Genomic DNA, 23,655 nt, shown 5'->3' on the forward strand with positions numbered 1-23,655 from the left:
TCCTGTCGGGATCAGAGCTGGTCGGCCAGGTTTTCGGCGCCGTAGGCCTCGACCTCGCGCTGCTCGATCAGCAGCTCGTAGGCGGTGAGGGTGTTGGGCTTCATGGGCTGCCGGCCCCAGACGTGCCCCAGGTACTTGAGGTGGAGTCCGCGGGCAGAGCGGTCGCCGAGCTGGTGGGCGTGGACGAGCTCGTGCACGAGGGTTTCGCGGACGTCGCGCTCGTGGCGCATGTTGGGGATCTGAAGGACGATCAGCACGCCGTCGCGGTCGAGGGTCGTCTGGCCGAACGCGCTGCGGGAGTGGCGGTCGGGGCGGCTGACGGCGTTGACCTGCGTGGGGTTGATGCCGGTGAGGAGCTGGGCCTCGGCGGTGTTCACCAGGTGGTCCATTCGGCTGGTGTCGCCGTTGAGGACCAGGTGGACGGCCGGCAAGGCGCCGAACTTGTCGCGGACGATCTTCTCGGCGTCGGGGGCGATGGCCTTGGCGTAGTTGCTGAGGCGGCCGCCTCCGAAGAGGAAGTGCTTGGTGGAGATGCGCAGCATGACGATTCCCTTCAGGGGAGAGTTCGGGGGGTGAGGAGAGCAACCCGACCCCCACAAGAAAACTATAACTACGATTCATCACTTCGTCTAGTGGGTTCCCTCACCTGCCGTCAGTCCCCGGCGCGCTCGGCGAGGTCCGCGGCCCGCTGGAGGAGGTCGAGGACGGCGCCGACGGTCGGGGCGGCGATGTTGTTGTGCACGGCGATGTCGAACTGACGGCTCAGGGCTCGCGGGTCGCGGCCTTCGCTGCGCCACTGCGCCTCCAGGCGGGCGCGGTAGGCGGGCGTCGGCTCGGCGTACACGGCCGGTTCGGTCATCGCGGAGCGGATGTAGATGTGGGAGCGGCCGGCGGTGTCTGCGTCGGCCGGGGCGGCCATGAGGGCGCCGAGGATGCAGTGCCGGCCGGTGGCGTCGCGCAGTTCTCCGCGGCACCAGCCGGCGGTGGCCAGCGCGGCCGCGGCGCGCCGGATGTGGACGCTGGCCCGGGTGGCCGGCCGCTGGTGGCGGCGGGTGATCCGGTCGAGCAGGGAGGGCCGGGCAGCGGCCTGGGCGGCGGCGGTGGCCCGTTCGCTGCGCTCGACCTCGGCGAGGCCGGCGGCCACCAGGGCCGGGATGTCGAACGCGGCCTTGGGCGCCGCGGGCGTGGCCGCCGCGGCCGGGGTGATCCTCTTGAGCCAGGCTTCGACCTCGTCGGCCAGGAGGCGGGTGCTCGCGTCGGGAGCCTGGGTGCCGAAGGTGGCGGGTGCGGTGGATGCGGGCATGGCGAAGCCTTCCTGCCTGCTGCGGGACGGGTGGCTGGGGAGCTCCGGGGGCGGCCGGCTGAGTGTTGGCGACCTGGCGGCCGGCCCCGGAGGCGGTGGATCAGGTGGTGTACTTGCGCACGTTCTTGTAGACGTAGTCGCGCTTGCGGCCCATGGCGTCGGCGACGTCCTGCTGGGCGCCGTGGTAGCTCTTGCTGAGCTCGCCCATCCGCTGCCAGAACTCCGTCTCGGCGGCGAGTACGGCGTTGTCGCGGGCGGTCTGGGCGATCCGTACGGCGGCCTGGATGTCCTCGGCGGTGGTGGGTTCAGTGTCGGGGCGGGGTGTCATTTGGGCTCCTCGCGGTCGTGAGGGACGATGGGTCCGGCCCTCCTGCTCCGGTTGGAGCTGGTTGGGAGACCCGGGGACGGCGGGCTGAGTTTGGCGACCTGGCCACCGTCCCCGGGGCGCCTCTACTGCAGATCCTCGCGGGCGTCGCCGGGCGTCTCGTCGGCGGCCTGGCCGTGCCCGAGGACCTGGTCGGCCTTGCGCAGGTGGAGGGTGGACGCGAACAGGCGCTGGGCCTGGTCCTCCTGGCCCTGCTCGGCGAAGGCCACGGCGAGCCTGCGCGTGAGGGTGACGGCCGTCTCCAGCAGTCCGCTGGTGTTCAGGCTGTGCTGGATCTCCTCAGGGTTGGCGCCGGAGTCGATGTCGTCGCGGATCAGGCCGAGCTCCTCGGCCAGGGCGTAGGCGCTGTCGCCGTCCCAGCGGTCCGGGTTGATCCAGTCGATGAGCTCGTTGGCGGCGGCGTCGATGACGTAGAGGGCGCCGATGAGGGCGAGCGCGGCGAGGACGGCTCCCGGGGCGCTGAGGTTCGCGAGCGGGCCCTCGTTGTTGATGATCGCGTTGAGGCCGAGGATGCCGGTGCCGGCCACGATCACGATGCCGTCGAACCGGATGACGGCGGACAGGGCCTTGACGCCGGCGCGCCGGGCGCGTGCGGCCCGGACCGGGCGGTTCTCCAGGGACTTCGGGCGGGCGGTCTCGACGGGGTGGACCAGGACGTGGGTCACGGTGGGGCTCCTTCGGCGGGTGGTGCCGGGCGGGTGGAGGTCCCGCCGCGGCCACCTGAGTTGGAGACCTGGCGGCTGCGCGGGACGGTGGGTGAGGGACTATGTGTCTGTCCCTCTGCTCCTGCTGGAGCGGGGTGGAAGGCCCGGGGCGGCCGGTGAAGGTTGGTAGCCAGGAGGCGGCCGCCCCGGGGCGAAGTCACCGGCTGCGGTGCTTGCCGGAGACGGTGCGGACGCGCTCGTGCAGGTGGCTGGTGCCGCGCGTGGTGATGTCGCCGGAGACCGTGTTCGCGTCGATCGAGCCGGTGGCGGCGGGGGTCGCGGTGACGCGGGCGTCGCCGGAGACGGTGTTGAAGCGGAACTCCGAGCCGTTGTAGGCGCCGATCTCGATGTCACCGGAGATGGAGTTGACGTCGAGTCGGGCGTCCACGCGGTCCACCTGGAAGTCTCCGCTGGTGGTGTTGCCGCGCAGCGTGTGCACACCCCGGGCCTCGACGTCGCCGGAGAGCGAGTGGAAGTCCAGGACCTGGAGGTCGCCGTCGACCGTGAGGTCTGCGGATGTGGTCTCCATCCGGACCGAGGACATCTCGCTGGGCAGCTTCAGGTCGACGGCGATGGTGCCCATGCCGCCGCCGGAGACGACGGTGCCCTCCGGAGCGACGACGCGGCCGCCGGAGACGACCTTGCGGCCACCGATGGTGATGTCGCCGCCGTTGACGATCATGCCGGTCACCGAACCGCGGATGACACCGATGTTCTGGCCGACGACCATGCTGTTGCCGCCGAAGCTGAAGGTGGAGTTGCCCATCGTCATCGTGTTGCCCTCGACCTCGGGCACGCGGATGGTGAGGCAGTTCAGGGCCTGGTGGGTGCTCTCCTTCATCGTGGTGCCGCGTACCGCGTCGGCGATCGGCCCCTCGTCGTCGCCCGTGCTCACCGTGACGACCGCGTTGGTCAGCTTCGGGTCGATGGTGACGTTGACCGTGCCCAGGTGGCTGATGATGTCGGCCCACAGGGCGCCGGCGGCGGTGGCGGTGAAGGTCTTCGAGGTGGTCAAGGCGAACTCCTTGATCGGAGGGTGCGGGTGTAGATGTCCGGGGCTTGCCGCCCCGGGGGCCTTGCATGACCCCAGTATGCATCTTCAGTGAATGCATTTCAAGAGAATACATTCAGGGTTTTGCGGGCTCTCCCCCCGCCTACGCGTCGGCGCTGGTCACACCGCCGGAGGAGGACTTGCCGGGCGGCCGTCCGACGCCGACGGCCGCCTCCTCGCCGCGGGGCCCCGCCTTCGAGCCGGCGGTGGAGCGGCCGCCGGCGCGGGCCCGGGCGGCCTTGCGCTCGGCCGCGGCCAGGGCAGCGGCGGCCGGGCCCTCGCACTCGGTGCACGTGATGTCCAGGCCCGGGGCGATGATCCGCCCCTTGTCCTCGCAGACCAGACACGCCGGCCCCTTGGCCGGGGCGGACATGCCGTACGCGGCGCGGTACTTGGCGAAGGACGGGATCTTCGGCGCCGGGACCGCCTCGCCCTTCCCCTCGGCCGGGTCGGGCGCCTCCTGGGGGATGCCGGCCTGTACCGCCCAGGCGGTGCGGATCAGGGCCGCGACCGGGGAGTAGGCGACGTTGAGCGCCTTCTTCTTCGCCGTGCGGACCCGGCGGCGGACCTGGCGGCGCACGCGCTTCTTCGCCTCGCGGACGAGGGTCTTGGTGACGATCCGCGCGGCTTTGGGGATCTCCTCGACCAGGTCGATGGGCGGGGGCGGCTCCTCGCCGAAGCCGGCCTCAAGGATCCAGTACAGGTCCCAGTTCGGGGTGGTCCAGCGCATGTCGGCCCAGGCCTTGAAGTGGCCGGGGTCGATGAGGTGTTCCGACCACTCGTGCCGGGCCGGGCAGAGCACCTCGACCACGGGCTGCGCGGCGCGCTCCATGACGAGGGTCAGGCCGGTGTCGGCGCCGCACATCGGGCAGGTGACGGGCAGGGCCTGCCAGACGACGCGGATGGTGTGGTCGGGGTCGAGCTGGAGGTAGTTGAAGCGGCGCTCGGCGGTGATGCGGTAGTAGCCGGCGTCAGGGTCGTGGGTACGGGTCGGGTCGATCATTACGGACTCCTGGGGATCTTTCGGGCGGGGAACAGCCGGGAACGCGGAGGAACGTGCAGGTCAGGGGGCCGGAACACGGCGGGAACAGGGGCCGGGAGGGGAACAGTGCCACCGGTCTCGTGCGGTGTTCCGTCCCTGTTCTCGGCCTGTTCCGGCTCGCTGACCTGTGTGTTCCTGGGGTGTTCCCGCGCTCAGGAGGCGCTGGCGTCCTCGCCGGTGATCTTCTTCAGGTGGCGCAGGCAGTAGCCCTTGACCGTGCTCTTCTCCCCCGGGCGCCGGTAGCTGTCGGTCGTCCAGGTCTTGCCGCCCGGCGCGAGCACCGCCTTGATCGCCGCCTTCAGCGCGACGGCGCGGGCGGCCTCCTGGTCCGCGGTGTCCTCGCCGTCGAAGGCGTCCAGGTCCCAGCGGTCGGCGTCGTCCTGGGCGAGGCCTGCCGCGATCTCCTCCAGCTGGAGGCCGCTCGGGTTCCCGGCCGCGCGGAAGACCTCGCGGATGGAGGCGATCAGCTGGGGGACGTCGCCCTGTTCTTGGTCCCCGGCGGCATAGTTGCGGGCGCTGGTCTCCATCAGGCTCTTGAGGGAGATGCGGCTGAGCTTCGCGGACTCGGCGTCGATGTCGACCAGGCCGGCCTGGGCCCGGGCCCGACCGCGGCGGAGCAGCTCGTCGGGGTCGGCGTAGCAGCCGCGGTACGGGATGGGCTCGCAGTAGGCGTTGCCGGCCATCACGTAGACCACGGAGGCGTCGTTGAGCTGGTCGCCCATGGCGGGCACGAGCCGGTCGGCGCGCCAGCCCTGGGCGAGCATGCCGTCGCCGAGGATCTGGATGACGTCGTCCTTGTCGCAGGCGGCCAGCACCTGGACGGGCAGTTCCACGACCCAGGTGTTGTCCTTGATCTTCTCCTTCGTGACGCCCTGTCCGGCGATGAGCTCGGTGGCGTCGCTCTTGGCGCAGGTGATCGAGATTTCGGCGAGCATGCCGTCGAGGTCCCAGGAGACCTGCCGCTTGAGTTCCTCGTCGTAGTAGCCCTTGCGGCTCTCGCGGACCAGCGCGGGGAACTCGTCCACGATGACCTTGATGCCGGGCCGCTCGCGGGAGGTGACCCAGTTCTCGCCCATGCCGAGGCGGTCGAAGAGGCCGGGGCGGCCCTTGCCGATGTCGAGCACCCACTGGAGCGCGGCCTTCGCCTCAGCCGGGGTGGTGGCCACTACGTGCATGGCGTGCCGGAGCCCGCCGAAGCCGCTGCCGGCGCCGCCCAGGTCGATGCCGATGATGATCTGGTCCTCGGTGGCGGTGAGCACGTCGAGGATGGCGCGCAGGATCGTGGACTTCCCCGACCGGCTCTTGCCGACGATGTTGACGTTGGTGCGGCACATCGGCAGGGCCAGGGGGCGCCCGGCCATGTCGCCGCCGATCTGCGCCTTGTGGAGGTCGGCGGTGGAGATGGACTTCGGTTCCCGGACGGGCAGTTCGGGAACGGCCTGCCAGGGGTTGGGGCCCGGGACGCGGATGACGCAATAGTTCCGGGATTCCGCGGACTGCTGGAGCAGCACGCTGCCGGTGCGCACGCCGGGAAGGCACGCCTCCAGCGTGTCCAGCCCGCTGGAGATCTTCTCGGGGGTCATTCGCTCCAGCCAGACGTGGATCTCGAACCCCCACGCGTGGGGGTCGACGCGCAGCGCCGAGAGGGTGAGCTTGAGGTCCTCGGTGAGGGCCTGGCGCATCATCTGCTCGAACATGCGTGGGGTCATGCCGACGCTGACCTGCTGCGGGGTGCCGGCCTCGATCCGCTCCAGGCGCTCCAGCTGCTCCTCGCTCACCTCGACGTCGCGGCCCAGCAGGGAGATGCCGGCGATGTTGAGCACCAGGGCGCCGAGGAAGCCCCAGACGTCGGCGAAGCCGAGCGCGGCCGCGTCGGCCGCGATCACCGGGCCGTAGGTGTACCCGGCGCGGAACGCGACGGCCCGCTTCGCGGTCTTGCGGGCGTTCTGCGCGACGGCGAGCTGCTTACCGGCCTCCATCTGGAGCTTGACCGCCGCGGCCTGCTTCTCCCCGCGCTTGAGGAGCGCGAGCTGCGCGCGGCGGGCGCTGCGGTTGGCCGTCTCGACGGCGGCGAGCGCCAGGCGCTCGTCGGCTGCGGCCTTGTACCCCTCCATGCCGATGACCCAGGCGCGCATCCGCCGCTCCCCGCGCAGGGCTCGGGGAACGATGCCGTGCACGGTCAGCTGGCGGGCGGCCGCCTTCCGCGCCCGGCGGCGGGCCTGCCGGCGCAGGTAGGCGTAGCGGGCCTGGCGGCCCTCCTTGGTGCGCAGCTGCGGGTTGATCCAGGGGCGGTCGCCCTCCGGGTCCTCGCGCAGCTCCCACTCCTCGGGGGTGTAGACGGTGCCCTCGATCGGGCGGCTGTGCTCCGGCGCCGACCCGTCGTCCTCGGTCCCGTCCTCCTCGTCGCCGTCCGGAAGGTCTGTCGGCTGGGCCGGGATGCCGACCCGCGGCTCGCGGTCGGTGTCCAGCAGTGCCGTGAAGGCCGCGCCGCCGTCGCCATAGAGGGTCTCGAAGACGGGCTCCAGGTCCTCGACGAGCTTGATCTTCACCTCGCGGGCCTGGGCTTCCCGGTGGGGGCCGACCACTCCGAGTGCCTCCAGCGCAAGCATCATCCGGCCAGCCAGCTCCACCGGGATGCGCAGCTCGCGCTGGAGCATGGTCGGAGAGCCAAACTGGGCGTGGACGATCAGCTCGGCCGCCTCCCAGAGCGCCTTGCGGTCCATGGCCTGGCCGACCTTGGCCCACAGCGCGGGGTCGTCGATTTTCGGGTTGGTGTCGATCTCGGTCATGCTGGTCACGCCTCCTGTCGGGGGTGAGCGCGGGGCGGGGAAGCCGGGCATCGCTTTGGTCGGTTGAGACCGGCGGGCCCCGCCCTGCGCTCTGGGGGAAGGTGTTCGGGTCAGGCGGCGTTCGCGCCGCCGGGGCAGTCGTTGCAGACCCCGTAGCGCTTGGGGATCTCGTAGTCCTTCTCGGTGTGGCACTCGGGGCAGACCCGGCGGGCCGCCACCGCCTTGCGGATCGCGGCCCATCGCGCCTCCGTCATCGGCCGCTTCGGCTTGGCCAGCTCGACCAGGTAGAGGGCGGCGAACATCTCGGTGCCCTGGCGGGTCCACCCGAGCTGGCCGGCCACGGGCTGGCCGCCCGGGCGCAGCCCGCGGGCCCGCAGCTGCCGGTAGGTGGCCATGACCTCGGGGTCGGGGCCGAGTTTCCAGGGCCAGGTCGGTATGCCGAACTCCTCGCCTTTCGGGTCGTCGTAGCGGGGGCTGGAGCGCGGCATCATGCCCTCCGGCGGCTGTTGGTGCGGGCCCGCTTGGCTGCTGCGATGCGGTCATAGACCCAGGTCTTGCTCGGCTCCTTGGCCTTCGGTCCGTGGACTGCGATCCGGCGGTTCATCGTTTCCGCCACCACGCCGCTGCTCTTGGGGATACGGCCGTCGCGGATCTCGCCGCAGATCCACTCCTCGATCGCCTTGTTCTCGCTCGTGTCGTAGTTCCGCGCGGTCTCCGCGGCGGCCCGCCGGGCGGCCGGCGAAAGCTTCCGCAGAGGGGCCGATACGGACTTCCGCTTCGGGCCTTCGGCCGCCGCTTCACGTGTACGCGGGGGCGCGGATTTGGGTGTGCGCGCGGACGGGGGGACGGACGGGTTGACCTGCGAAGATCCATTCCGGCGGAAGTCGCTTGCCGAGCCCTCCACGAGTCCGTCGGGCGTTCCGGCGAACACCCGTGTGGGGAGGGTTTCGAGTACCTCCGAGGCGGCCTTCGCGGACTGTTCCAGGTCTTCGTCGGCGTCGTCCCCGGACAGCATCGCGGAGACCTGGGATCGGGCGTCACGGAGCGCGGCGAGTTCGGCGAGGACCTCCAGGCGGCGCTCCTCCGCCTCCACCAGGCTGCCGAGCATCTCGGTGGACAGCAGCCGCATGAAGCCCTCGGGCAGCTCGTCCGCGACGGCGCCCTCGTACACGCCGTACGCGACGTGCCAGGCCTGCTCCTCGGACAGCAGCCGGTAGCCGGCGATCCCCCGCAGGCGTACGGCCGTGGCCCACACCAGGGGCAGTTCCGTCCGGCGGATCTTGCGCGTCTCCGCAGCGTCCTTGCGGGCCTGCCGCTCCGCCTTCATCTCCTCGCGCCGCTCGCGGTGGTGCCCGAGTTCGACGAGCTGGAAGACGACGATGGGGATGATGGAGGAGGCGGCGAGAACCGAGCCCAGGGCCACGCCCCAGGTTTTCCCGCCGATGTCCAGGCCGTGCCAGTAGTTGATCGCGGCGGCCAGGGACGCGAACAGGTAGACCGCGATCCGGTACGGCCACGGCGAGCGCTTCTGGCGCAGGGCCTTGGACTCGCCTGCCTTCGCCGCCCACGCCGAGAGCTCCAGCATGACGGGCAGGGTGGTCACCAGCAGCCAGCCCAGCAGGCCCATCCTGGCGACCAGGCCGGTCTCGTGGAGCGAGGAGGCCTGGGAGATGAGGGCGGGGATGATGCTGCACGCCATCACCGCCAGAGCAGAAGCCAGGTCGAGGTGGTCGGAGATCCATTTCGGTGCGGCGTTGATCCACGCCACGATGCGCTCGCGGCGTTCCTTGAGTTTCTTGGCCCGCTCGCGGCGGCGCTCCCTCCTGGCCTGGAGGTCGGCGTCCAGCTTCGCCTGCTTCTCCTGCAGACGGGCCTGTTCCTTGGCCTCGCGCTCCTTGCCCTGCCGCCGGGCCTCGCGGTCCTTGGCCTCCTGCGCCTGCTCGAACTCCTGCTGCTTGCGCAGGAGCTCGGACTCGTCTTGCTGCTTCTTGGCCTTGAGGGCACGGTCCGCGGCTGCATCCTGGTCATCGCGGCGGGCGGTGCGGAAGTCGGTGAGGCTCACGGGGTACCTCCGGCGGTCGGGGTGGCCGCGTGCGGGGCGTAGCGGTACAGGGCGGCGACGAGGGCGATGACCAGGCAGACGCCGATGCGCTCGGCGATGCCGGGGGTGAGGCCGAGGAGCCAGGCGCCGCCGGCCACGGCCAGGGGGACCTGGATCGCGCCGAGTTCGGCGAGGAGGCGGGTCAGCCGGGCGCGGATCTCGACGACGGGCGCGTGGCCGCGGCTGTCGAGGTAGGCGAGGCCGGCGACCGGGAGCGCGAGCAGTACGCGCTGCCACCAGGTCGCCTGCAGGCCCAGGAGCCAGCCGGCGCCGAAGAGGATGAAGGCGGTGATCGACCAGGTCGTCACCAGGGCCTGGACTTTCAGGGGCAGGCCGCGCGGGGTGCTGGTGCTCATGCGACCTGCACCTCCCGCGCGGTGAAGGCGGCCGCCGGCGCCGACTTGCCCTTCCGGAAGCCCGCCACGAGCGCGACGGTGAACGGGAAGGGGAAGGACTCGGAGCCGGCCGGGCGGGAGTCCGCGGGGACCGGGCCGAAGACGCGGTCGGTCTGCTTCGCGGCGGGCTCGCCGGCCAGCCGGCGGAGCAGCTCGGCGACGCGGGCGGCGGTCTGCGGGTCGTGCTCGGCGATGCCGAGAATCACGTCGGCCTGGAACTCCAGGCGCTCCGCCTGCTGTTCGGCCGACTCGTCCAGCGGGGCCAGCCAGTCGACCGGCCTCACGCCGGTCAGCAGCTGCAGCTGGCGCAGGAGCTCGACCTGTTCCAGACCCTGCGGGTGGGTCGTGCGGCTGGAGGCTGCGAGGATGGTGTTCACGGGTCGGTCTCCACTTCGGATGGATTCAAGACGGCCTGTGCGGCGGCTCCCTCGGGGTTTCTTGGCAGAGGCCCGGGGGAGCCGCTTTTTCCATGCCTTGACACGGAAGGATCACTCGAACTGCATTGAGTACTCAATGGCTCGACGTGAACGATGTTGCATCACTCCGCGCGTCCGGTCAAGCACGGATCGCCGAATCGACTACATTGACTACTCAATGCGAATCGAGGTATTAATCTTCCATGTCGATCAGCCGCAAGCCCCGCCCTCTCTACCTACGGATCGCAGATCAGATCCGGGGGGAGATCAGCGATGGCACGCTCGCGCCAGGTGCGCGCCTGCCCACTGAAACCAAGATCGCGGAGCGCTGGGATACCACCCGGACCACCGCGGTCAAGGGGCTTGGCGTGCTGATCAACGAGGGTCTGGTCATCGCCGACCGGCCTCGCGGGCACTTCGTCCGCGACCGTCGCCCGATGGCCTACCGCCCGCAGGCCGAGTTCCGGCGCCGGCCGCTCAGCCCGGCCATGGATGCCTTCATGGCCCAGCTGAGCGACGAGGGTCGCAGCGCCAGCCAGAAGATCGAAGTCGCCATCGTCCAGCCCAGCAAGGAGATCCGCGAGCGGCTCCAGCTTCAGGAGGGCCAGCTCACGGCAGTCCGCCGCCGGGTCCGGTTCGTCGACGGCGAGCCCTACAACACCAACGACTCCTACTTCCCGCTCGACCTCGTGCAGGGCACCGAAATCATGGACCCGAAGGACATCGCGCGCGGCGCCAACGTCGTGCTCGGCGAACTCGGCCATGAGCAGGTCCGGGCCCTGGACGAGGTTCACGTCCGGATGCCGTCGCCGGAGGAGATCGACCGGCTCCACCTCGGCCCGGGCACCCCGGTGGCCATCCACGTGGTCACCGGCTTCACAGCCGCCGACAAGCCGGTCCGGGTGGTGGTCAACTGCCTTCCTGGCGACCGCCACGTCATCACCTGGGAGCGGTCCAAGCCCCGCTTGGGCGGGCCGCTCACCATCCGTCCCGCCACCGAGGACGAGATCGGAACCGTGACCGAGCTGTGGGGTCAGGCCGCCGAATGGCTGAACAGCCGGGGCATCGACCAGTGGCAGTACGCCCCGCGCGAAGAACGCATTGCGGCCAACATCGCCGCGGGCGAGTGCTACCTCGTCGAGGATGGTGACGTCGCCGTCGCCACCATCACCTTGGACCGGTTCGCCGACTCCGACTTCTGGACGGAAGAGGAGGCGGCCCAACCCGCCCTGTACGTGCACCGGATGGTCGTCCGACGCGACGTGAGCGGCGGCGAGATCGGAAGCGCGATGCTCGACTGGGCCAGCGAGCAGGCCAAGGACGCGGGCCTGGAGTGGGTGCGCCTGGACGCCTGGCGCGACAACAACGCGCTCCAGGAGTACTACCTCGGCCGCGGCTTCGAGCACGTCCGCACCGTCGAGGCGGACGGCCGCAGCAGCGGCGCCCTCTTCCAGCGTGCCGCCGGCCAGGTCCGCGGCATCGGGCCCGAGCTCCAGAGCCCGGCGGCAAGCGCGCCACCCGTCAGTACCGAAGCAGAGTGAGGAGAATGCCCGCCATGAACATCGGCTCCGCCTAGAAACGAGGACGGCCGCCCTGGTGAGACAGGACGGCCGTCGAGCGACTCCCCAGCCGGCAAGCATCCGGAGTCGTGGTTCAGCGCGGTGACCGCGCTGGGTGCCTGGACCGCCAGGGGCCCGCTGGTCACCTACCCAACAGAATAGACAACGATCCCTGGGCAAGCCCAGCACACCCTTGCCCAGGTGGTCCGCGTCACAGTTGATCAGCTGATCCATGGCTCCCTTGAACAAGGGAACCTTGCGTGTCAAACCAGCACAACGCCGCCCGCGCGGCCGTACCGCCCCCGGGCCCGCAGCCGCGAGGGCCGGGCTTGCCCATCCCTCGCCGAAATGGGCAAGCCCCGCACCTGGGCCTTTCGGGGCGCGGGCAAGCCTTCGGGCAAGCCCCCATGTGGAGAGTTCACGGCACAACTTCCGTCAGGAGGAGTGCAGTGAACCCGATCTACCCTCCGACCGCCACCATGTGGGTGGAGGTCGGCCTCCGTACCGTGCAGCCCACCGTCAGCCGCCGTCGCAAGTCGGTGACGGCATGAGCGAGCGCCCCGAGTTCGACCTCGCGGCCACCATCGTCCGGGGCCAGGCCCCGGCGCGCGCGGTCACCGTCCAGCGGGCCGTCGCCTTCAGCGGCCGGCTGACGCACCAGCTCGACTACGTCGTCTACCTCCACGTGCTCTTCGCGATCAACAGCGGTGCCCAGGTCACGGTGCCCGGGATCGTGGCCTCGGTACGCGAGGCCGGCGTGCGGTCGGCCAAGAGCGGCACCGAGCTCGTGGGCCGGGACGCCGTCTACGAGTCCTTCACCCGGCTCATCGAGGCGCGCTTCATCCGCCGTACGACCATCCCCAACCCGAAGGGGAAGGGCTACCGGGGCCTGACGTCGTACGAGGTGTACGAGCACTTCGAGGACAACCCGGACTACTCCCCCGAGGGCCCCGCCGAGGAGTCCCGGACCAAACTTCCGGTGTTCGCGGAAACAGGTACTTCCGCAGGTCAGCCCACTTCCGGTGTTCGCGGAAGTAAGGGTGTTTCCGGTGTTCGCGGAAGCGGTGTTCGCGGACGTGGAGGATCGTTCGTTTCCGCAGGTCAGCCCACGTCCGCGAACACCGGAAGTGGAACGGGCTCCCCCCCATACCCCCCGGAGGAGGTAAATACCTCCTCCCCCTACCCCCTCGGGACAGGTGCGGATGGTGTGGCGCCTGCGGCGCGGGAGGAGGAGGGGGAGAGCACGACGAACCCCACCCCGTCCGCCGAGCAGATCGAGGCAGCGTCCCAGTTCCTCCAGGAGCTTCCCCGCCCCTGGACCGCAGGACGGGTGACGGTGCGCAGCCTCGCTCCGCTGCTTGCTGCGGTTGTCGCGGATCAGGGCTGGGAGCTGGACGACGCCCTCGTCAAGGAGCTCACCTCGAACCCTGAGGGCGTCAAGCGTCCTATGCGGGTGCTGAAGAGCCGCATCGAGGACCTCCCCCGTCGGCTGGCCCGCAAGGACGTCCCGCGGCAGCGCCCCGCCGTTGTCGAGGACCCCGACTTCGTACCGGTCCCGATGCCGGACAAGGTCGCCACGCTGCTTGACAGCCTTCGTCGGCCGGCTGTCTGACCCAGGCGCAAACATGACGGCGGCGGCCGCTCCCGCTAAGAACCGGCCGCCGCTCCAGACCACTACCTGACAGGAAGAGATCCATGACCAGTGTCCCACCCCCCGGGTTGCCCGTGGAGGAGGAGCCGTACATCGAGCCCACCTTCCGCTCCGCCCGGCAGCAGCCCGACCGGCAGGCCTTCGAGAGAGTTCCTCCCCAGGACCTCGACGCGGAGCAGTCGGTTCTCGGCAGCATGGTTCTGTCGAAGAACGCCATCACCGAGGTCTCCAACCTGCTGGCCGCCGACGACTTCTACCGGCCCGTGCACCAGGTGATCTACCGGGCCATCCTTGACCTGGCGGCCAAGGGCGATCCTGTTGATCCACTCACCCTCGGTGATGCCCTGCAGAAGTCCGGCGAGCTCGCGCGGGTCGGTGGAGCTTCCTACCTGCACACCCTGGTGCAGTCCGTCCCCACCGCCGCGAACGCCGAGCACTACGCCGAGATCGTCCGCGAGCGAGCCGTCCTTCGCAGGCTGGTAGCCGCGGGCACCAAGATCGTCCAGATGGGGTACGAGGGCGTCGGCGAGCTCGACGAGATCACTGCGGCCGCTGCTGCGGAGATCGGCGCCGTGACCGAAGGCCGCGACCGCAAGGACGACTTTCTCACCCCGAGTGAGACCCTCGAAGGCACGCTCGACATGATCCAGGCCGCCGAGAAGGGCGGCGAACTCAGCGGTGTGCCGACCGGATTCACCGACCTCGACTCCCTGACGAACGGCCTCCAGCCGGGTCAGGTCATCGTGGTGGCCGCCCGGCCTGCCATGGGCAAGTCCACCCTCGCCATGGACTTCGCGCGCGCCTGCACCATGCCGCGAGGGAAGAATCGCCAGCCCATCCCCGGAGCCGGCCGCCCAGCCGCCTTCATCACGCTGGAGATGAGCATCGACGAACTCAACATGCGGTGCCTGTCAGCTGAAGGCGACGTCGCCCTCCACCACATCCGCTCCGGGACGCTCGACGAGGCGGGTTGGGGCCGCCTTGCAGTCGCGGCCAAGCGGTACAGCGAGGCACCGCTCCACATCAACGAGAGCGCGCGATCCCTGGCCGAGATCCAGGCGAAGTGCCGTCGGCTCAAGACCCGCATCCCCGATCTCGCCGAGATCATCATCGACTACGCGCAGCTGATCGAGAGCGGTGGCAAGAGGCACGACAACCGTGAGCAGGAGGTCAGTCACATCTCGCGGAGCCTCAAGCTGCTGGCGAAGGAACTCCACCTCCCGATCATCCTGCTGTCGCAGCTGAACCGCGGGCCGGAGATGCGGTCGGACAAGAGGCCGCAGGTCTCGGATCTGCGGGAGTCCGGCTCGATCGAGCAGGACGCGGACATGGTGATCCTCCTGTACCGGGACGACGCCTACGAGAAGGACAGCCCGCGGGCGGGCGAGGTCGACATCATCGTGGGCAAGCACCGCAACGGGCCGACCGCGACGATCACAGTGGCGCAGCAGCTCTACATGTCGCGTTTCGTCGACATGGCCAACACCTGAGGGGGACCAGATGGACAACAAGGAGTACTCGGCCGGCCTCGGTGAGCTGCGGGCCGTTCGCGACGAACTCAAGCCGTTGGAGCGCGAGCTGGTCCAGCTCCAGGCCAAGGTCGGCAAGCTGCACGACCGGCGGGCCGAGCAGATCCGGCAGCTCGGCGGGTACGCGAAGGCCACTTCGGACCGGATCGCGACCGCCGCCGGCCTCAGCGTGATCGACATCGTGGCCCTGGTGCCCTCTCTGGCCCCTCAGAGCGCCTCTGGGGCGCCTGCGGAGCCGCCTGTGACGGAATCCGCCCCGGTTGATCAGCAAGCCGCTCAGGCGCCCGCAGAACCGATCAAGGAAGCATCCGCGGCACCGGACCCGGACAGCGGATCCACCGACCGGGCGGGTGCCCTTGCGCGGCTGCGCGCGGCGACCGCCGACGGCGCCTTCGACCTGGAGGTGCTCGGCGAGCCCCGGCAGGCCGAGAACACCCCGTCCCCGGCTGATGCCGGCCCCGCAGAGGCCGAACGCGTCCTGCCGTCGATTCCGGCCGGTGCCGAGGGCGACGGCTGGTTCCGCGCCGAGTCCGGCCTGGCGTCAAAGCGGCCGAACTTCAAGCAGGCCACCCGGGGGATGGCGTTCCTCGACACCGCGACCGGTGTCCTGGTGTGGCAGGGCGGCACGACGCGCCTCGACCTCGGCCAGGCCTCGGTGGCGGAGATCCTCACCGCCGTGTACGCGGAGGCCCCGGCCACCGTCGAGCGGATCTACGTCACCGCGGGCGACCCGTGGCACCGGGGCAGCGAGAGGCACGAGTTCCTGAAGGACGCCGTCGCCGCATGGTTGAACGGACCCCTCCCGGAGGGGTGGACGGTGGAGTCCTCCCGCGGCAAGGACCGCCAGGCCGGCCACCTGGTCCACCCCCGCAACCCGGTCGGCCGCTGGCAGCGAGGAGCAGACCAGCACACCGAGATCCGCAGCGTGGGCGAGTGGTTCGACCCCGAGGGCGCCGATCCGGCGACGGTGCGCGCCGCGTTCGTCGAGCTGTGGAAGGCGCTGCGCGCGGTCAATTTCGAGGACGTCGTCATCATGGGCTCGCCGTCGCAGACCGGCCGGGACCTGTGGTCGCGGACCATCCCGACCAAGGCCGGGGCGAAGTGGGCGGATGGCTTCCCGGTCATGTCGCAGGAGATCCGTGGGCTGCTCCACGCCACCGCCGGTCAGGGCCGCACCGAGCTGATCACGCCGCCGCGCGTGCCGGAGCGGGTGCCCGGCTGGTACGAGGTCGACCGCACCTTCGCCTACGCCAAGCACACCTGGGCGTCCGGCGTCGGCGTTCCGAAGCGGATCACGGCCGCGGCCTTCGCGGCGATGACGGAGAAGGAGCAGACGAACGCGTTGTTCGCGCCGTCGCACTGGCAGGTGCGGGTGACGATCCCGAAGGACTGGAACCACGTGGGGCTGCTGCCAGCCCCGGCGCCGGGGGAGCGGTCCTGGCACTACCCGTACGAGGGCGGCCGCACCTTCACCACCTGGGCGGGCGGTGCCGAGGTCAACCTGGCGGTGCGCAACCCGATCGCGCCGTGGCGGATCGAGATCCTCGACGGCCTGCTGTGGGAGTCCGGTGACCCGCTCAAGGGGTGGAGCACCAAGCTGCGCGAGGCCTGGCAGTCCCTGCGGGCCACCGCCGACCTGCACGGCGACGAACAGCAGAAGCAGGCCTGCCGCCTGGCCTCCCGCGCGGTGCGCAGCATCCTGCTGTACGGCATCGGCACGTTCGCGCAGCGCCCCCGGATCACGACCGGCTCCCTGGAGCTGGGCGCCGGAGGCGCGGTGCCGGAGCTGCCGGACGGCGCGCGGCTGACCGGCATCACGGACACCCACGTCACCTGGGAGCGCAACCAGGGCTTCGCCCGGGACCAGTACGCACACCCGGAGTGGGCGGCCGGGGTGTGGTCGGCGGCCCGGGCGGCGCTGCTGTCGGTGAGCACCAGCGCGAAGGACCCGCAGACCGGGAAGCCGGTGAAGGCCGGTGCGCTGCACCTCCCGGCGGGAAGCATCCTGGCCTTCCGGACCGACGCCATCTACACCTCGGCGCCGGTCGACTGGGAGTACGGCGGTGAGCCGGGCGACTACCTGCTCAAGGGCCGCATGCCCTGGGAGCAGACCACCCCGCGCACCGACGAGGAGTTCTACACCCTGCAAGGCCTGGGACGTCAGGCGTACGAATCGGAGGGCATGTGAGCAGCGCCGACGTGGTCTGGGGCGGGCAGTGGGAGCACCCGGCCTGTGGCGCCTCCGGTGAGGCGATGTGGGACGACGAGGACACCGTCCACTCCGAGCACGACTGCGGCCGGGAGGGCGCGGTCGCGTGGAGCGCGGAGTGGCGGTGCCACGGCTGCGGCGACGAGGGCGACGGTCAGTTCGAGGACGACAGCCCGGTGTACGCCGACCACGAGTGTGACGACGAGGACGAGGAGGTGGCAGCGTGACACCGCGCAGGAGGAAGCCGGCGGGCGGCCGGGGCGCGCAGCGCAACGAGGCCGCCCGGCTCACCGACGAGCTGGCGCGCGCCGGGTTCAGCCGGAAGCAGGTCGGCGAGATCCTCGGGCGCAACCCGTCCCTGGTCAGCCAGTTCTTCACCAAGAACAAGGGCGCGTCGATGGTGGAGGCGCTGCGGGCCGTGGTCCAGGAGGTGCAGGCCGGCGGGCCGCGAGACCTCGCGAGCCTGAAGGCCTTGGCCGCCGGGCACGTCCAGCCGCGGCTGAACCGCGAGGGCTACAAGGCCCGCGTACGCGGGAAGGCGCGGGTGCGGGGGGAGCGGACGGTCAAGGACGCCAAAGGGAAGGCGGTCATCGGCCCCGACGGAAAGCCGGTCAGGACCTGGTCCTCCTCCCTGGCCAAGGCCGGCAAGCAGCACATCGCCTCCGGCGCCGGTCGGCTGCGTCCCGTGGTCGACGAGGCGGCCGCCAACGGCGGGAAGATCGCCTTCACCGTCCGGGCCCGCAAGGGCGCCTTCAAGCACGACGCCGGCCGCATGGCCGACTCCCCCGGTGTCCGCCGCAACGTCGTCCAGCGCCGTGACGGCACCGAGGAGCGGGCCTACGCCGACAACCGCGGCGGCCCGGGCTCGGGCGAGGAGGGCTTCGACGGCGCCGAGTTCAAGGCCCTGGTCGACGCCGCCGGTGGGGACGTCGCGGCCGCCGTGCAGAAGTGGCTCGTCGACAACGACCGGATCGAGCCCGGTACGCCGATCCTGGGGCTGGAGATCCGCGCCTGGAAGCCCTAGCTAGGGTGGCCGGCATGGCGAAGTGGCGGGACGGGAACGGGCGGCTGCGTAGCGGCCAGGTCGAGGTCGAGCTGGAGGTGGCCGCCTCCTACCGGGCCCGCACCCGGGGGCTCCTCGGGCGGGACGGAGTCAAGGGGGCGCTGCTGCTCACCCCTGCGGGCAGCGTGCACACCTTCCGCATGCAGTTCCCCATCGACGTGGCCTACCTCGACCGCCGGTTCCGCGTCGTCGCGATGACCACCATGGCTCCGAACCGTCTGGGCCTTCCCCGTTTCCGCTCCCGCCACGTCCTGGAGGCCGAGGCCGGCGCGATGGCCGGCTGGGGACTGCGCGTCGGGAGCGTGGTGGAGCTGTCGCAGGAGCCTCGGCCGGCCGGTCCGGACATCTCCTAGCCAGGTGTGAAGCCCTTCCGGCCCTGGGGCGGCTGTTCCAGGGCCGGTTTCACCCCCCAGAATGCATTCTCTTGAAATGCATTCTGCAAGAATGCATACTGGCGGTGGTGGTGCACTCGCACCGCACCGACAGCCTTCTCCAGCGTCACGCCCGCTTCACCCGAAGGAGACCGCGATGCTCCCCTGGTACGTGCTGATCCTGATCGGCGCCGCGCTCGCGCTGGGCGGTCGACGGTACTTCTACGGCACCCTGGCCACCCGACCGCGCGAGAGCTGCTCCTGGTGCCGGATCGCATCCGGGCACGAGGTGGCCGGCCACACCTACGCGACCTGCCACGGCCCGGTCCGCGAGCGTCAGGCCGAGCAACAGAAAGCAGCGGACCGCAAGTTCGCCGCCGACCGCCGCGAAAACCTGCGCCAGACCCAGCAGAACGACCTGGACCGCCGCCTGGCCCGCCAGCGCGGCCGGATGCGCCTCGTGCAGGTGGGCACGGTGACCACCCGCACCAGCTCCAGCGGCGCCGTGATCGACATCAGCGGGTGGGTCTTCGACGCCGCCACCACCACCTCGGGCCAGCGCTCTCCGGGCAGGCCCACCACCTTCCGCACCGGCGGGGCCCCTGAGAAGGTCCACGGCTGGACCCTCCCGGAGCTGCACGCGATGGCTCACGGAGGCGCCTGCACCTGCGACGTCGTCCGGCTCTCCCGCAGCTCCCGGACCTGACCGCAACCCGCGAACCCCGACGAACGGAGCCGACGATGACCACCCTCCCGTCTTCCGCCGACACGACCTACTGCAACGCCCCGAACGTCCAGGAGGAGACCGAAGAACTCCTTCGCCTGCGCCGCGCCGGCCGGATCAGCGACCGCGACTGGCTGCTGCGCCGCGCGGCCCTCACCGACCGGCAGACCCTGGGCGCGGACCCCGCCGACGGCAAGGTGCAGACCTCGGTCCAGGAGACCTTCGCCAAGCTCCTCGCATTCGACGCCGCGAACCACACGACCGCCGGCCCCCTCCCCACCGACCACCCCGCCTGGGAAGCCGACCCCCGCGGCTACGTCCGGCAGGAGTACGCGATCTGGTCCGGGAACGCGCGGCCGTGACCGCCGGACTCATCCCGACCATCAGGTGCGACTTCACCGGCGAGACCGCCGGCGACGAATGCGATCAGGAGTGGTTCGCTCCGCTCCCGATGCCACACCACCGGGCACTGCGCGCCTGGCTACGCGCACGTGGATGGCGCCGGCTGCGCGACGGCCGCGACCTCTGCCCCGACCACGCGCACTCCTCCACCCCGACCGCCGCCCGGCCCCAGAGCCCCCAGAGCAAGGCGAGCCCATGACCCACACCGACACCCGCACCCCTCCCCCGCTACGCCCTCACCAGAGCGAGGCCCTGGCCCGCGCCGTCGAGGAACTCACCCCGCCCTCCCCCGCCGAGCTCCCCGCCGCCGGCCTGCGGACCCAGGTCATCATGGCCACGGGCAGCGGCAAGACCCTCGTCGCCGTACGCGCCGCCGAACAGCTCGGCGGCCCGCGCGTCCTGGTCCTGGTCCCCTCCTTGGACCTCCTCGACCAGACGGCCCGCGCCTGGCGGGACGGCGGCCGCACCGGCGCCTTCGTCGGTGTCTCCTCCCTCGACTCCCACGAGACCGGCTTCCCGCACACCACCGACCCGCACACCCTGGCGCGACTCACCGCCGGGCACGAGAGCGTCACCGTCTTCGCGACGTACGCCTCCCTCGGCAACGGGATCCTGGAGGCCGCCCACGAGGCCGGCCTCTCCCCCTGGGGCCTGATCGTGGTGGACGAGGCGCACCGCACCAGCGGCCGGGCCGGCAAGCCGTGGGCGGTCGTCCACGACAACGCCCGCATCCCGGCCGCCGCGCGCCTCTACATGACCGCCACCCCCCGCATCTGGACCGTGGGCGACAGCGATGACGAGGACGGCGAGGAGCTCGTCGCCTCCATGACCGACGACCCCGACGGCCCGTTCGGCCGCGTCGCCTACCGCCTGCCGCTGGACGCCGCGATCGAGGCCGGAATCGTCGCGCCGTACCAGGTGGTGGTCGTGGACGTGCAGGACCACCAGCTCAACGCCGCGATGCTGGCCGCCGGCCACGACTCCGAGACCGTCCGCGGCCTGCGCCTCGGCGCCCTCCAGGCAGCGGCCCTCAAGGCCGCCGAGGAGGAGGGCCTTCGCAGGGTGCTCTCCTTCCACCAGCGGGTGTCCGAGGCCGAAGCCTTCGCCGTCGGACTGCCCGACAAGGCCCGCGAGCTCCGCCGCCCAGGCGGCGAACCCGAGCCCTGCGAGGACACCGGCGTCTGGGCGCAGTGGCTGCACGGCGAGCACAAGCCGGCCCACCGGCGCAACGTCCTCACCCAGTTCGCGGCCGGTCTGACCGACAGCGGACAGGACGCGCGGCTCTCCCTCATCGCCAGCGTGAAGGTCCTCGGCGAGGGCGTCGACACCCGGGAGTGCGAGGGCGTGATCTTCTGCGACGTCCGCGGCTCGATGCCGGACCTGGTCCAGGCCGTCGGCCGCGCCCTGCGGATGCACCCCGGGCAGGGCAAGATGGCCACTCTCCTCGTGCCGGCCTTCCTCGCCACCGGCGAGACCACGGAGTCGCTGCTCACCTCCCCCGCGTACGCGGGCCTGGCCAAGCTCCTCGCCGCACTGCGCGCCCACGACGCCCGCATCGAGCAGCTCACCAACCCGGGCAACCCGACTTCTGCACGCCCCGACAGCCGCGCCCCGGAACCCGCCGACCGTGACGGTGCCCCGGACGACGGCCAGGACACGGTGAGCGCCCCGGCCCGCGAGCTCCTGCGTTTCTCGCAGCCCCGTGACGCGCACCAGCTGGCCAGCTTCGTCCAGCTGCGGGTCCTCAACCCCGAGCGGGTCCAGTGGCGCCGCGGCCTCCAGGCCGCCCAGCGCTACCGGGCCGAACACGACGACCTCCGCGTCCCGTACGGCTTCCGGACCCCCGACGACTGGTCTCCCGCCGACTTCCCGCTCGGCGTCTGGATCGCCGACTGCCGCCGCCACCACAAGGCCGGCAATCTCGACGGCGACCGGATCGTGCAGCTGGAGAAGCTCGGCATCCTCTGGAACCTCTTCGACGCACGCTTCGACGAGGGCCTGGCCGCGGCCGCCGCCTGGGCCGCCGAATCCGGCGTCGGCCTGGCCGCCCCCGTGGACGCGGACCTCGACGGCTACCCCGTCGGCCGGTGGCTGAAGAACCAGCGCGCGGCCGCCCGCAGGACGAAGGCGCCTCTGTCCCCGGAGCGCCGTGCAGCCCTCGCCGAGATCGACCCCGGCTGGTGCCCGGAGTGGAGCATCGACTGGCAGCGGTCCTTCCGTCTCGCCCAGCGTCACGTGAACGCCGGCCGTGCGCTCCCGGCCGGTCCCGGCCTCCTGGTCCAGGACGGCGAGGACCTCGGGCGCTGGGCCGCAGCGCAGCGCCAGGGATTCGGGAAGCTGACGGGGGAGCAGCAGGAGCTGCTCGCCGAGCTCGGCATCACGCCGGCTCCCGCGCCCGCCAAGCGGACCCGGGAGGAGATGTGGGCGCACAACCTGCGGGCTGCTGCCCAGTTCCGCGACCGAGTCGGCAACCTCGACGTACCGCGCAGTCACACCGAAGAGGTCGATGGTGAAGCGGTGCGGCTCGGTGCCTGGATCAGCCAGCAGCGCGTCAAGGCCGGGAAGCTGTCGGTGCAGCGGGTCGAGGAGCTGTCGGCCCTCGGCATGCGCTGGTCGTAGCGGACCACGCCGCAGCTCCCCAATTGGGGAGTCCGTCGACTTTGCCGGTGGGCTCCCCAATTGGGGAGCCCACCGGCAAGATGACCCGGCCCGGAGACCCAATCCGACAAATTCGGCAATCAGAGTCGAAAAGCGACGCCCAGAATGGGCCCTACGCGCGACGAACTCGGCGTGCCCGGTATGGATCGACCTTTGATCACCCGGGAGGCCCGCAGACGGCCCCTCATGGCGTTTCCGACCCTTGGAGGGGCCGCCGATTGCGGCAAATGGGTGTCCTGGCGCCGCAGCGACACCTGCGCGCGGATCCGGCCGACTGAACCCGTCGCAGTGCTCCTTGTTGGGCAAGCCTCCCCCTGCGTCCCCTCGGGAGGCGGGCAAGCTTTTGGGCAAGCCGCTCTGAGGAGGCTGGTTGCAGACTCCCACCGCCGGTGGGAGGCGGCCGCTCGCTCACCGGCGCCTCCGGGGCCCGCGCGCCGTACCCGCTCCAGGAAGGCCAGCCATGACCGGACGTCGGTACCCGACGCGCACCGCTGCTCCGCGACGACCAGGACGAGGGCGCCGAACGGTGCGCCGAAGGAAGGGAGGCCAGGGCAAGGACGCGGCCGGCCTCCTGGCGGCGGCCGCGCTCGTGTCCGTCTTCGTTCCGCAGGCTCGGCAGTGGCTGGAGCTCCACGGCTCATCCATTGCCGTGGTCGCTGCCGCGGCCCTCGTTGCCGGGGTGCCCATCCTGCTCCTCGTCAAGGCCGTACGGCGCGGCTTCTCGACCTGGGCCGGACGGCGCCGTCGGCCGGAAGGCTGGGACATCCGATTCCTGGACGGCCTCCATCACACCGAGTTCGAGGAAGCCGTGCGGGACCTGATGCGCCGCGATGGCGCCCGCGATGCCGTCCGCGTGGGTGGCGCCGGCGACAACGGGGCCGACGTCAAGGGCACCGACCCGGCAGGCCGGCGCTGGGTCATTCAGTGCAAGCACCGCCGCGACGGAGCGGCAGGAGCCGCAGTCGGCACGCCGGACATCCATGTCCTCAACGGAACCGGCCGCCCTGTCCACGGGGGTGATGTCGTCGTCCTCGTCACCAACGGCCGGATCACCGCGCCTGCGGTCAAGTTCGCCCAGAGCCAGCGCCTGCACCTGGTGGACCGCCGCCTCCTGAACGAATGGGCTGCCGGCTCGGCACCTCTGTGGGAACTCCTCCCACACCTGCCAGCTCCGCGACGCCGCATGTGATCGCGGGCCAGACGCGAAGGGGGGGGCGCAGAAGGGGTGCCCCCGGGGGCTGTGAAACACACAGCACCCCACAGAACAGGCGGCTCGCGGGCTGTGGGGCGGGGGGTGGGTCTG

At 71.2% G+C, this 23,655-nt stretch carries 23 protein-coding genes; 12 read left to right on the top strand and 11 right to left on the bottom strand.

What is annotated here, in order from left to right; translation table 11 throughout:
• Positions 1 to 11: 11 nt before the first annotated feature.
• The 11 genes from ACFVGY_RS24055 to ACFVGY_RS24105 all read right to left on the bottom strand — a co-directional run bounded on the left by ACFVGY_RS24055 (position 12) and on the right by ACFVGY_RS24105 (position 10,147).
• Entirely contained in the window at positions 12 to 542 is a 531-nt protein-coding gene (locus ACFVGY_RS24055) for a hypothetical protein (RefSeq protein ID WP_385680612.1), read from the bottom strand.
• A 110-nt stretch (positions 543 to 652) separates the two neighbouring features.
• On the bottom strand, positions 653 to 1,303 hold the full coding sequence (locus ACFVGY_RS24060; RefSeq protein ID WP_385680614.1) for a hypothetical protein: 651 nt from the start codon (positions 1,301 to 1,303) through the stop codon (positions 653 to 655).
• Positions 1,304 to 1,403: 100 nt separating this feature from the next.
• Positions 1,404 to 1,631, bottom strand: coding sequence for a hypothetical protein (locus ACFVGY_RS24065; RefSeq protein WP_365195471.1), 228 nt, complete (start codon positions 1,629 to 1,631; stop codon positions 1,404 to 1,406).
• A 122-nt stretch (positions 1,632 to 1,753) separates the two neighbouring features.
• Complete coding sequence (locus tag ACFVGY_RS24070; protein ID WP_385680616.1) at positions 1,754 to 2,353, bottom strand: hypothetical protein; 600 nt, start codon at positions 2,351 to 2,353, stop codon at positions 1,754 to 1,756.
• A gap of 196 nt (positions 2,354 to 2,549) precedes the next feature.
• Positions 2,550 to 3,407: a DUF4097 family beta strand repeat-containing protein gene (locus ACFVGY_RS24075; protein ID WP_385680618.1), complete on the bottom strand. Its 858-nt coding sequence runs from the start codon at positions 3,405 to 3,407 to the stop codon at positions 2,550 to 2,552.
• Positions 3,408 to 3,546: 139 nt separating this feature from the next.
• Complete coding sequence (locus tag ACFVGY_RS24080; protein WP_385680620.1) at positions 3,547 to 4,446, bottom strand: hypothetical protein; 900 nt, start codon at positions 4,444 to 4,446, stop codon at positions 3,547 to 3,549.
• Positions 4,447 to 4,637: 191 nt separating this feature from the next.
• Positions 4,638 to 7,274, bottom strand: coding sequence for a DNA translocase FtsK (locus ACFVGY_RS24085; protein ID WP_385680679.1), 2,637 nt, complete (start codon positions 7,272 to 7,274; stop codon positions 4,638 to 4,640).
• Positions 7,275 to 7,384: 110 nt separating this feature from the next.
• Entirely contained in the window at positions 7,385 to 7,762 is a 378-nt protein-coding gene (locus ACFVGY_RS24090; protein WP_385680622.1) for an RRQRL motif-containing zinc-binding protein, read from the bottom strand.
• A complete protein-coding gene (locus ACFVGY_RS24095; RefSeq protein WP_385680624.1) occupies positions 7,762 to 9,336 on the bottom strand; it encodes a hypothetical protein in 1,575 nt (524 codons plus the stop codon). The genes ACFVGY_RS24090 and ACFVGY_RS24095 overlap by 1 nt, the downstream gene beginning before the upstream one ends.
• A complete protein-coding gene (locus ACFVGY_RS24100) occupies positions 9,333 to 9,731 on the bottom strand; it encodes a hypothetical protein (protein ID WP_385680626.1) in 399 nt (132 codons plus the stop codon). The genes ACFVGY_RS24095 and ACFVGY_RS24100 overlap by 4 nt, the downstream gene beginning before the upstream one ends.
• Entirely contained in the window at positions 9,728 to 10,147 is a 420-nt protein-coding gene (locus ACFVGY_RS24105) for a hypothetical protein (protein ID WP_385680628.1), read from the bottom strand. Before ACFVGY_RS24105 ends, ACFVGY_RS24100 begins: the two co-directional genes overlap by 4 nt.
• Positions 10,148 to 10,389: 242 nt before the next feature.
• On the opposite strand from ACFVGY_RS24105, the gene ACFVGY_RS24110 reads away from it, so the two are divergent.
• The 12 genes from ACFVGY_RS24110 (at position 10,390) to ACFVGY_RS24165 (ending at position 23,541) form a co-directional block, all read left to right on the top strand.
• On the top strand, positions 10,390 to 11,727 hold the full coding sequence (locus ACFVGY_RS24110; RefSeq protein WP_385680630.1) for a GNAT family N-acetyltransferase: 1,338 nt from the start codon (positions 10,390 to 10,392) through the stop codon (positions 11,725 to 11,727).
• A 565-nt stretch (positions 11,728 to 12,292) separates the two neighbouring features.
• Positions 12,293 to 13,357 carry a hypothetical protein gene (locus tag ACFVGY_RS24115; protein WP_385680631.1) on the top strand — a complete coding sequence of 355 codons (1,065 nt, stop codon included), beginning with the start codon at positions 12,293 to 12,295 and terminating at the stop codon, positions 13,355 to 13,357.
• Positions 13,358 to 13,440: 83 nt separating this feature from the next.
• A complete protein-coding gene (dnaB, locus tag ACFVGY_RS24120) occupies positions 13,441 to 14,886 on the top strand; it encodes a replicative DNA helicase (RefSeq protein ID WP_385680633.1) in 1,446 nt (481 codons plus the stop codon).
• Positions 14,887 to 14,896: 10 nt separating this feature from the next.
• A complete protein-coding gene (locus tag ACFVGY_RS24125; RefSeq protein WP_385680635.1) occupies positions 14,897 to 17,113 on the top strand; it encodes a Mucin-19 in 2,217 nt (738 codons plus the stop codon).
• Positions 17,110 to 17,361, top strand: coding sequence for a hypothetical protein (locus ACFVGY_RS24130; RefSeq protein ID WP_385680637.1), 252 nt, complete (start codon positions 17,110 to 17,112; stop codon positions 17,359 to 17,361). Before ACFVGY_RS24125 ends, ACFVGY_RS24130 begins: the two co-directional genes overlap by 4 nt.
• Positions 17,358 to 18,158 carry a hypothetical protein gene (locus ACFVGY_RS24135; RefSeq protein ID WP_385680639.1) on the top strand — a complete coding sequence of 267 codons (801 nt, stop codon included), beginning with the start codon at positions 17,358 to 17,360 and terminating at the stop codon, positions 18,156 to 18,158. The genes ACFVGY_RS24130 and ACFVGY_RS24135 overlap by 4 nt, the downstream gene beginning before the upstream one ends.
• A gap of 14 nt (positions 18,159 to 18,172) precedes the next feature.
• Positions 18,173 to 18,550 (top strand): DUF192 domain-containing protein, encoded by a 378-nt coding sequence (locus ACFVGY_RS24140; RefSeq protein WP_385680641.1) that lies wholly within the window; start codon positions 18,173 to 18,175, stop codon positions 18,548 to 18,550.
• Positions 18,551 to 18,725: 175 nt separating this feature from the next.
• Positions 18,726 to 19,274: a hypothetical protein gene (locus ACFVGY_RS24145; RefSeq protein WP_385680643.1), complete on the top strand. Its 549-nt coding sequence runs from the start codon at positions 18,726 to 18,728 to the stop codon at positions 19,272 to 19,274.
• Positions 19,275 to 19,309: 35 nt separating this feature from the next.
• A complete protein-coding gene (locus tag ACFVGY_RS24150) occupies positions 19,310 to 19,654 on the top strand; it encodes a hypothetical protein (RefSeq protein WP_385680644.1) in 345 nt (114 codons plus the stop codon).
• A complete protein-coding gene (locus tag ACFVGY_RS24155; RefSeq protein ID WP_385680646.1) occupies positions 19,651 to 19,893 on the top strand; it encodes a hypothetical protein in 243 nt (80 codons plus the stop codon). The genes ACFVGY_RS24150 and ACFVGY_RS24155 overlap by 4 nt, the downstream gene beginning before the upstream one ends.
• Positions 19,890 to 22,313 carry a Helicase associated domain protein gene (locus ACFVGY_RS24160; RefSeq protein WP_385680648.1) on the top strand — a complete coding sequence of 808 codons (2,424 nt, stop codon included), beginning with the start codon at positions 19,890 to 19,892 and terminating at the stop codon, positions 22,311 to 22,313. The genes ACFVGY_RS24155 and ACFVGY_RS24160 overlap by 4 nt, the downstream gene beginning before the upstream one ends.
• Before the next feature lie 565 nt (positions 22,314 to 22,878).
• Positions 22,879 to 23,541: a restriction endonuclease gene (locus ACFVGY_RS24165; RefSeq protein ID WP_385680650.1), complete on the top strand. Its 663-nt coding sequence runs from the start codon at positions 22,879 to 22,881 to the stop codon at positions 23,539 to 23,541.
• The last annotated feature ends 114 nt before the right edge of the window (positions 23,542 to 23,655 follow it).

The organism is Streptomyces sp. NPDC127106, assembly GCF_042677605.1.
Classification (GTDB): Bacteria; Actinomycetota; Actinomycetes; order Streptomycetales; family Streptomycetaceae; genus Streptomyces.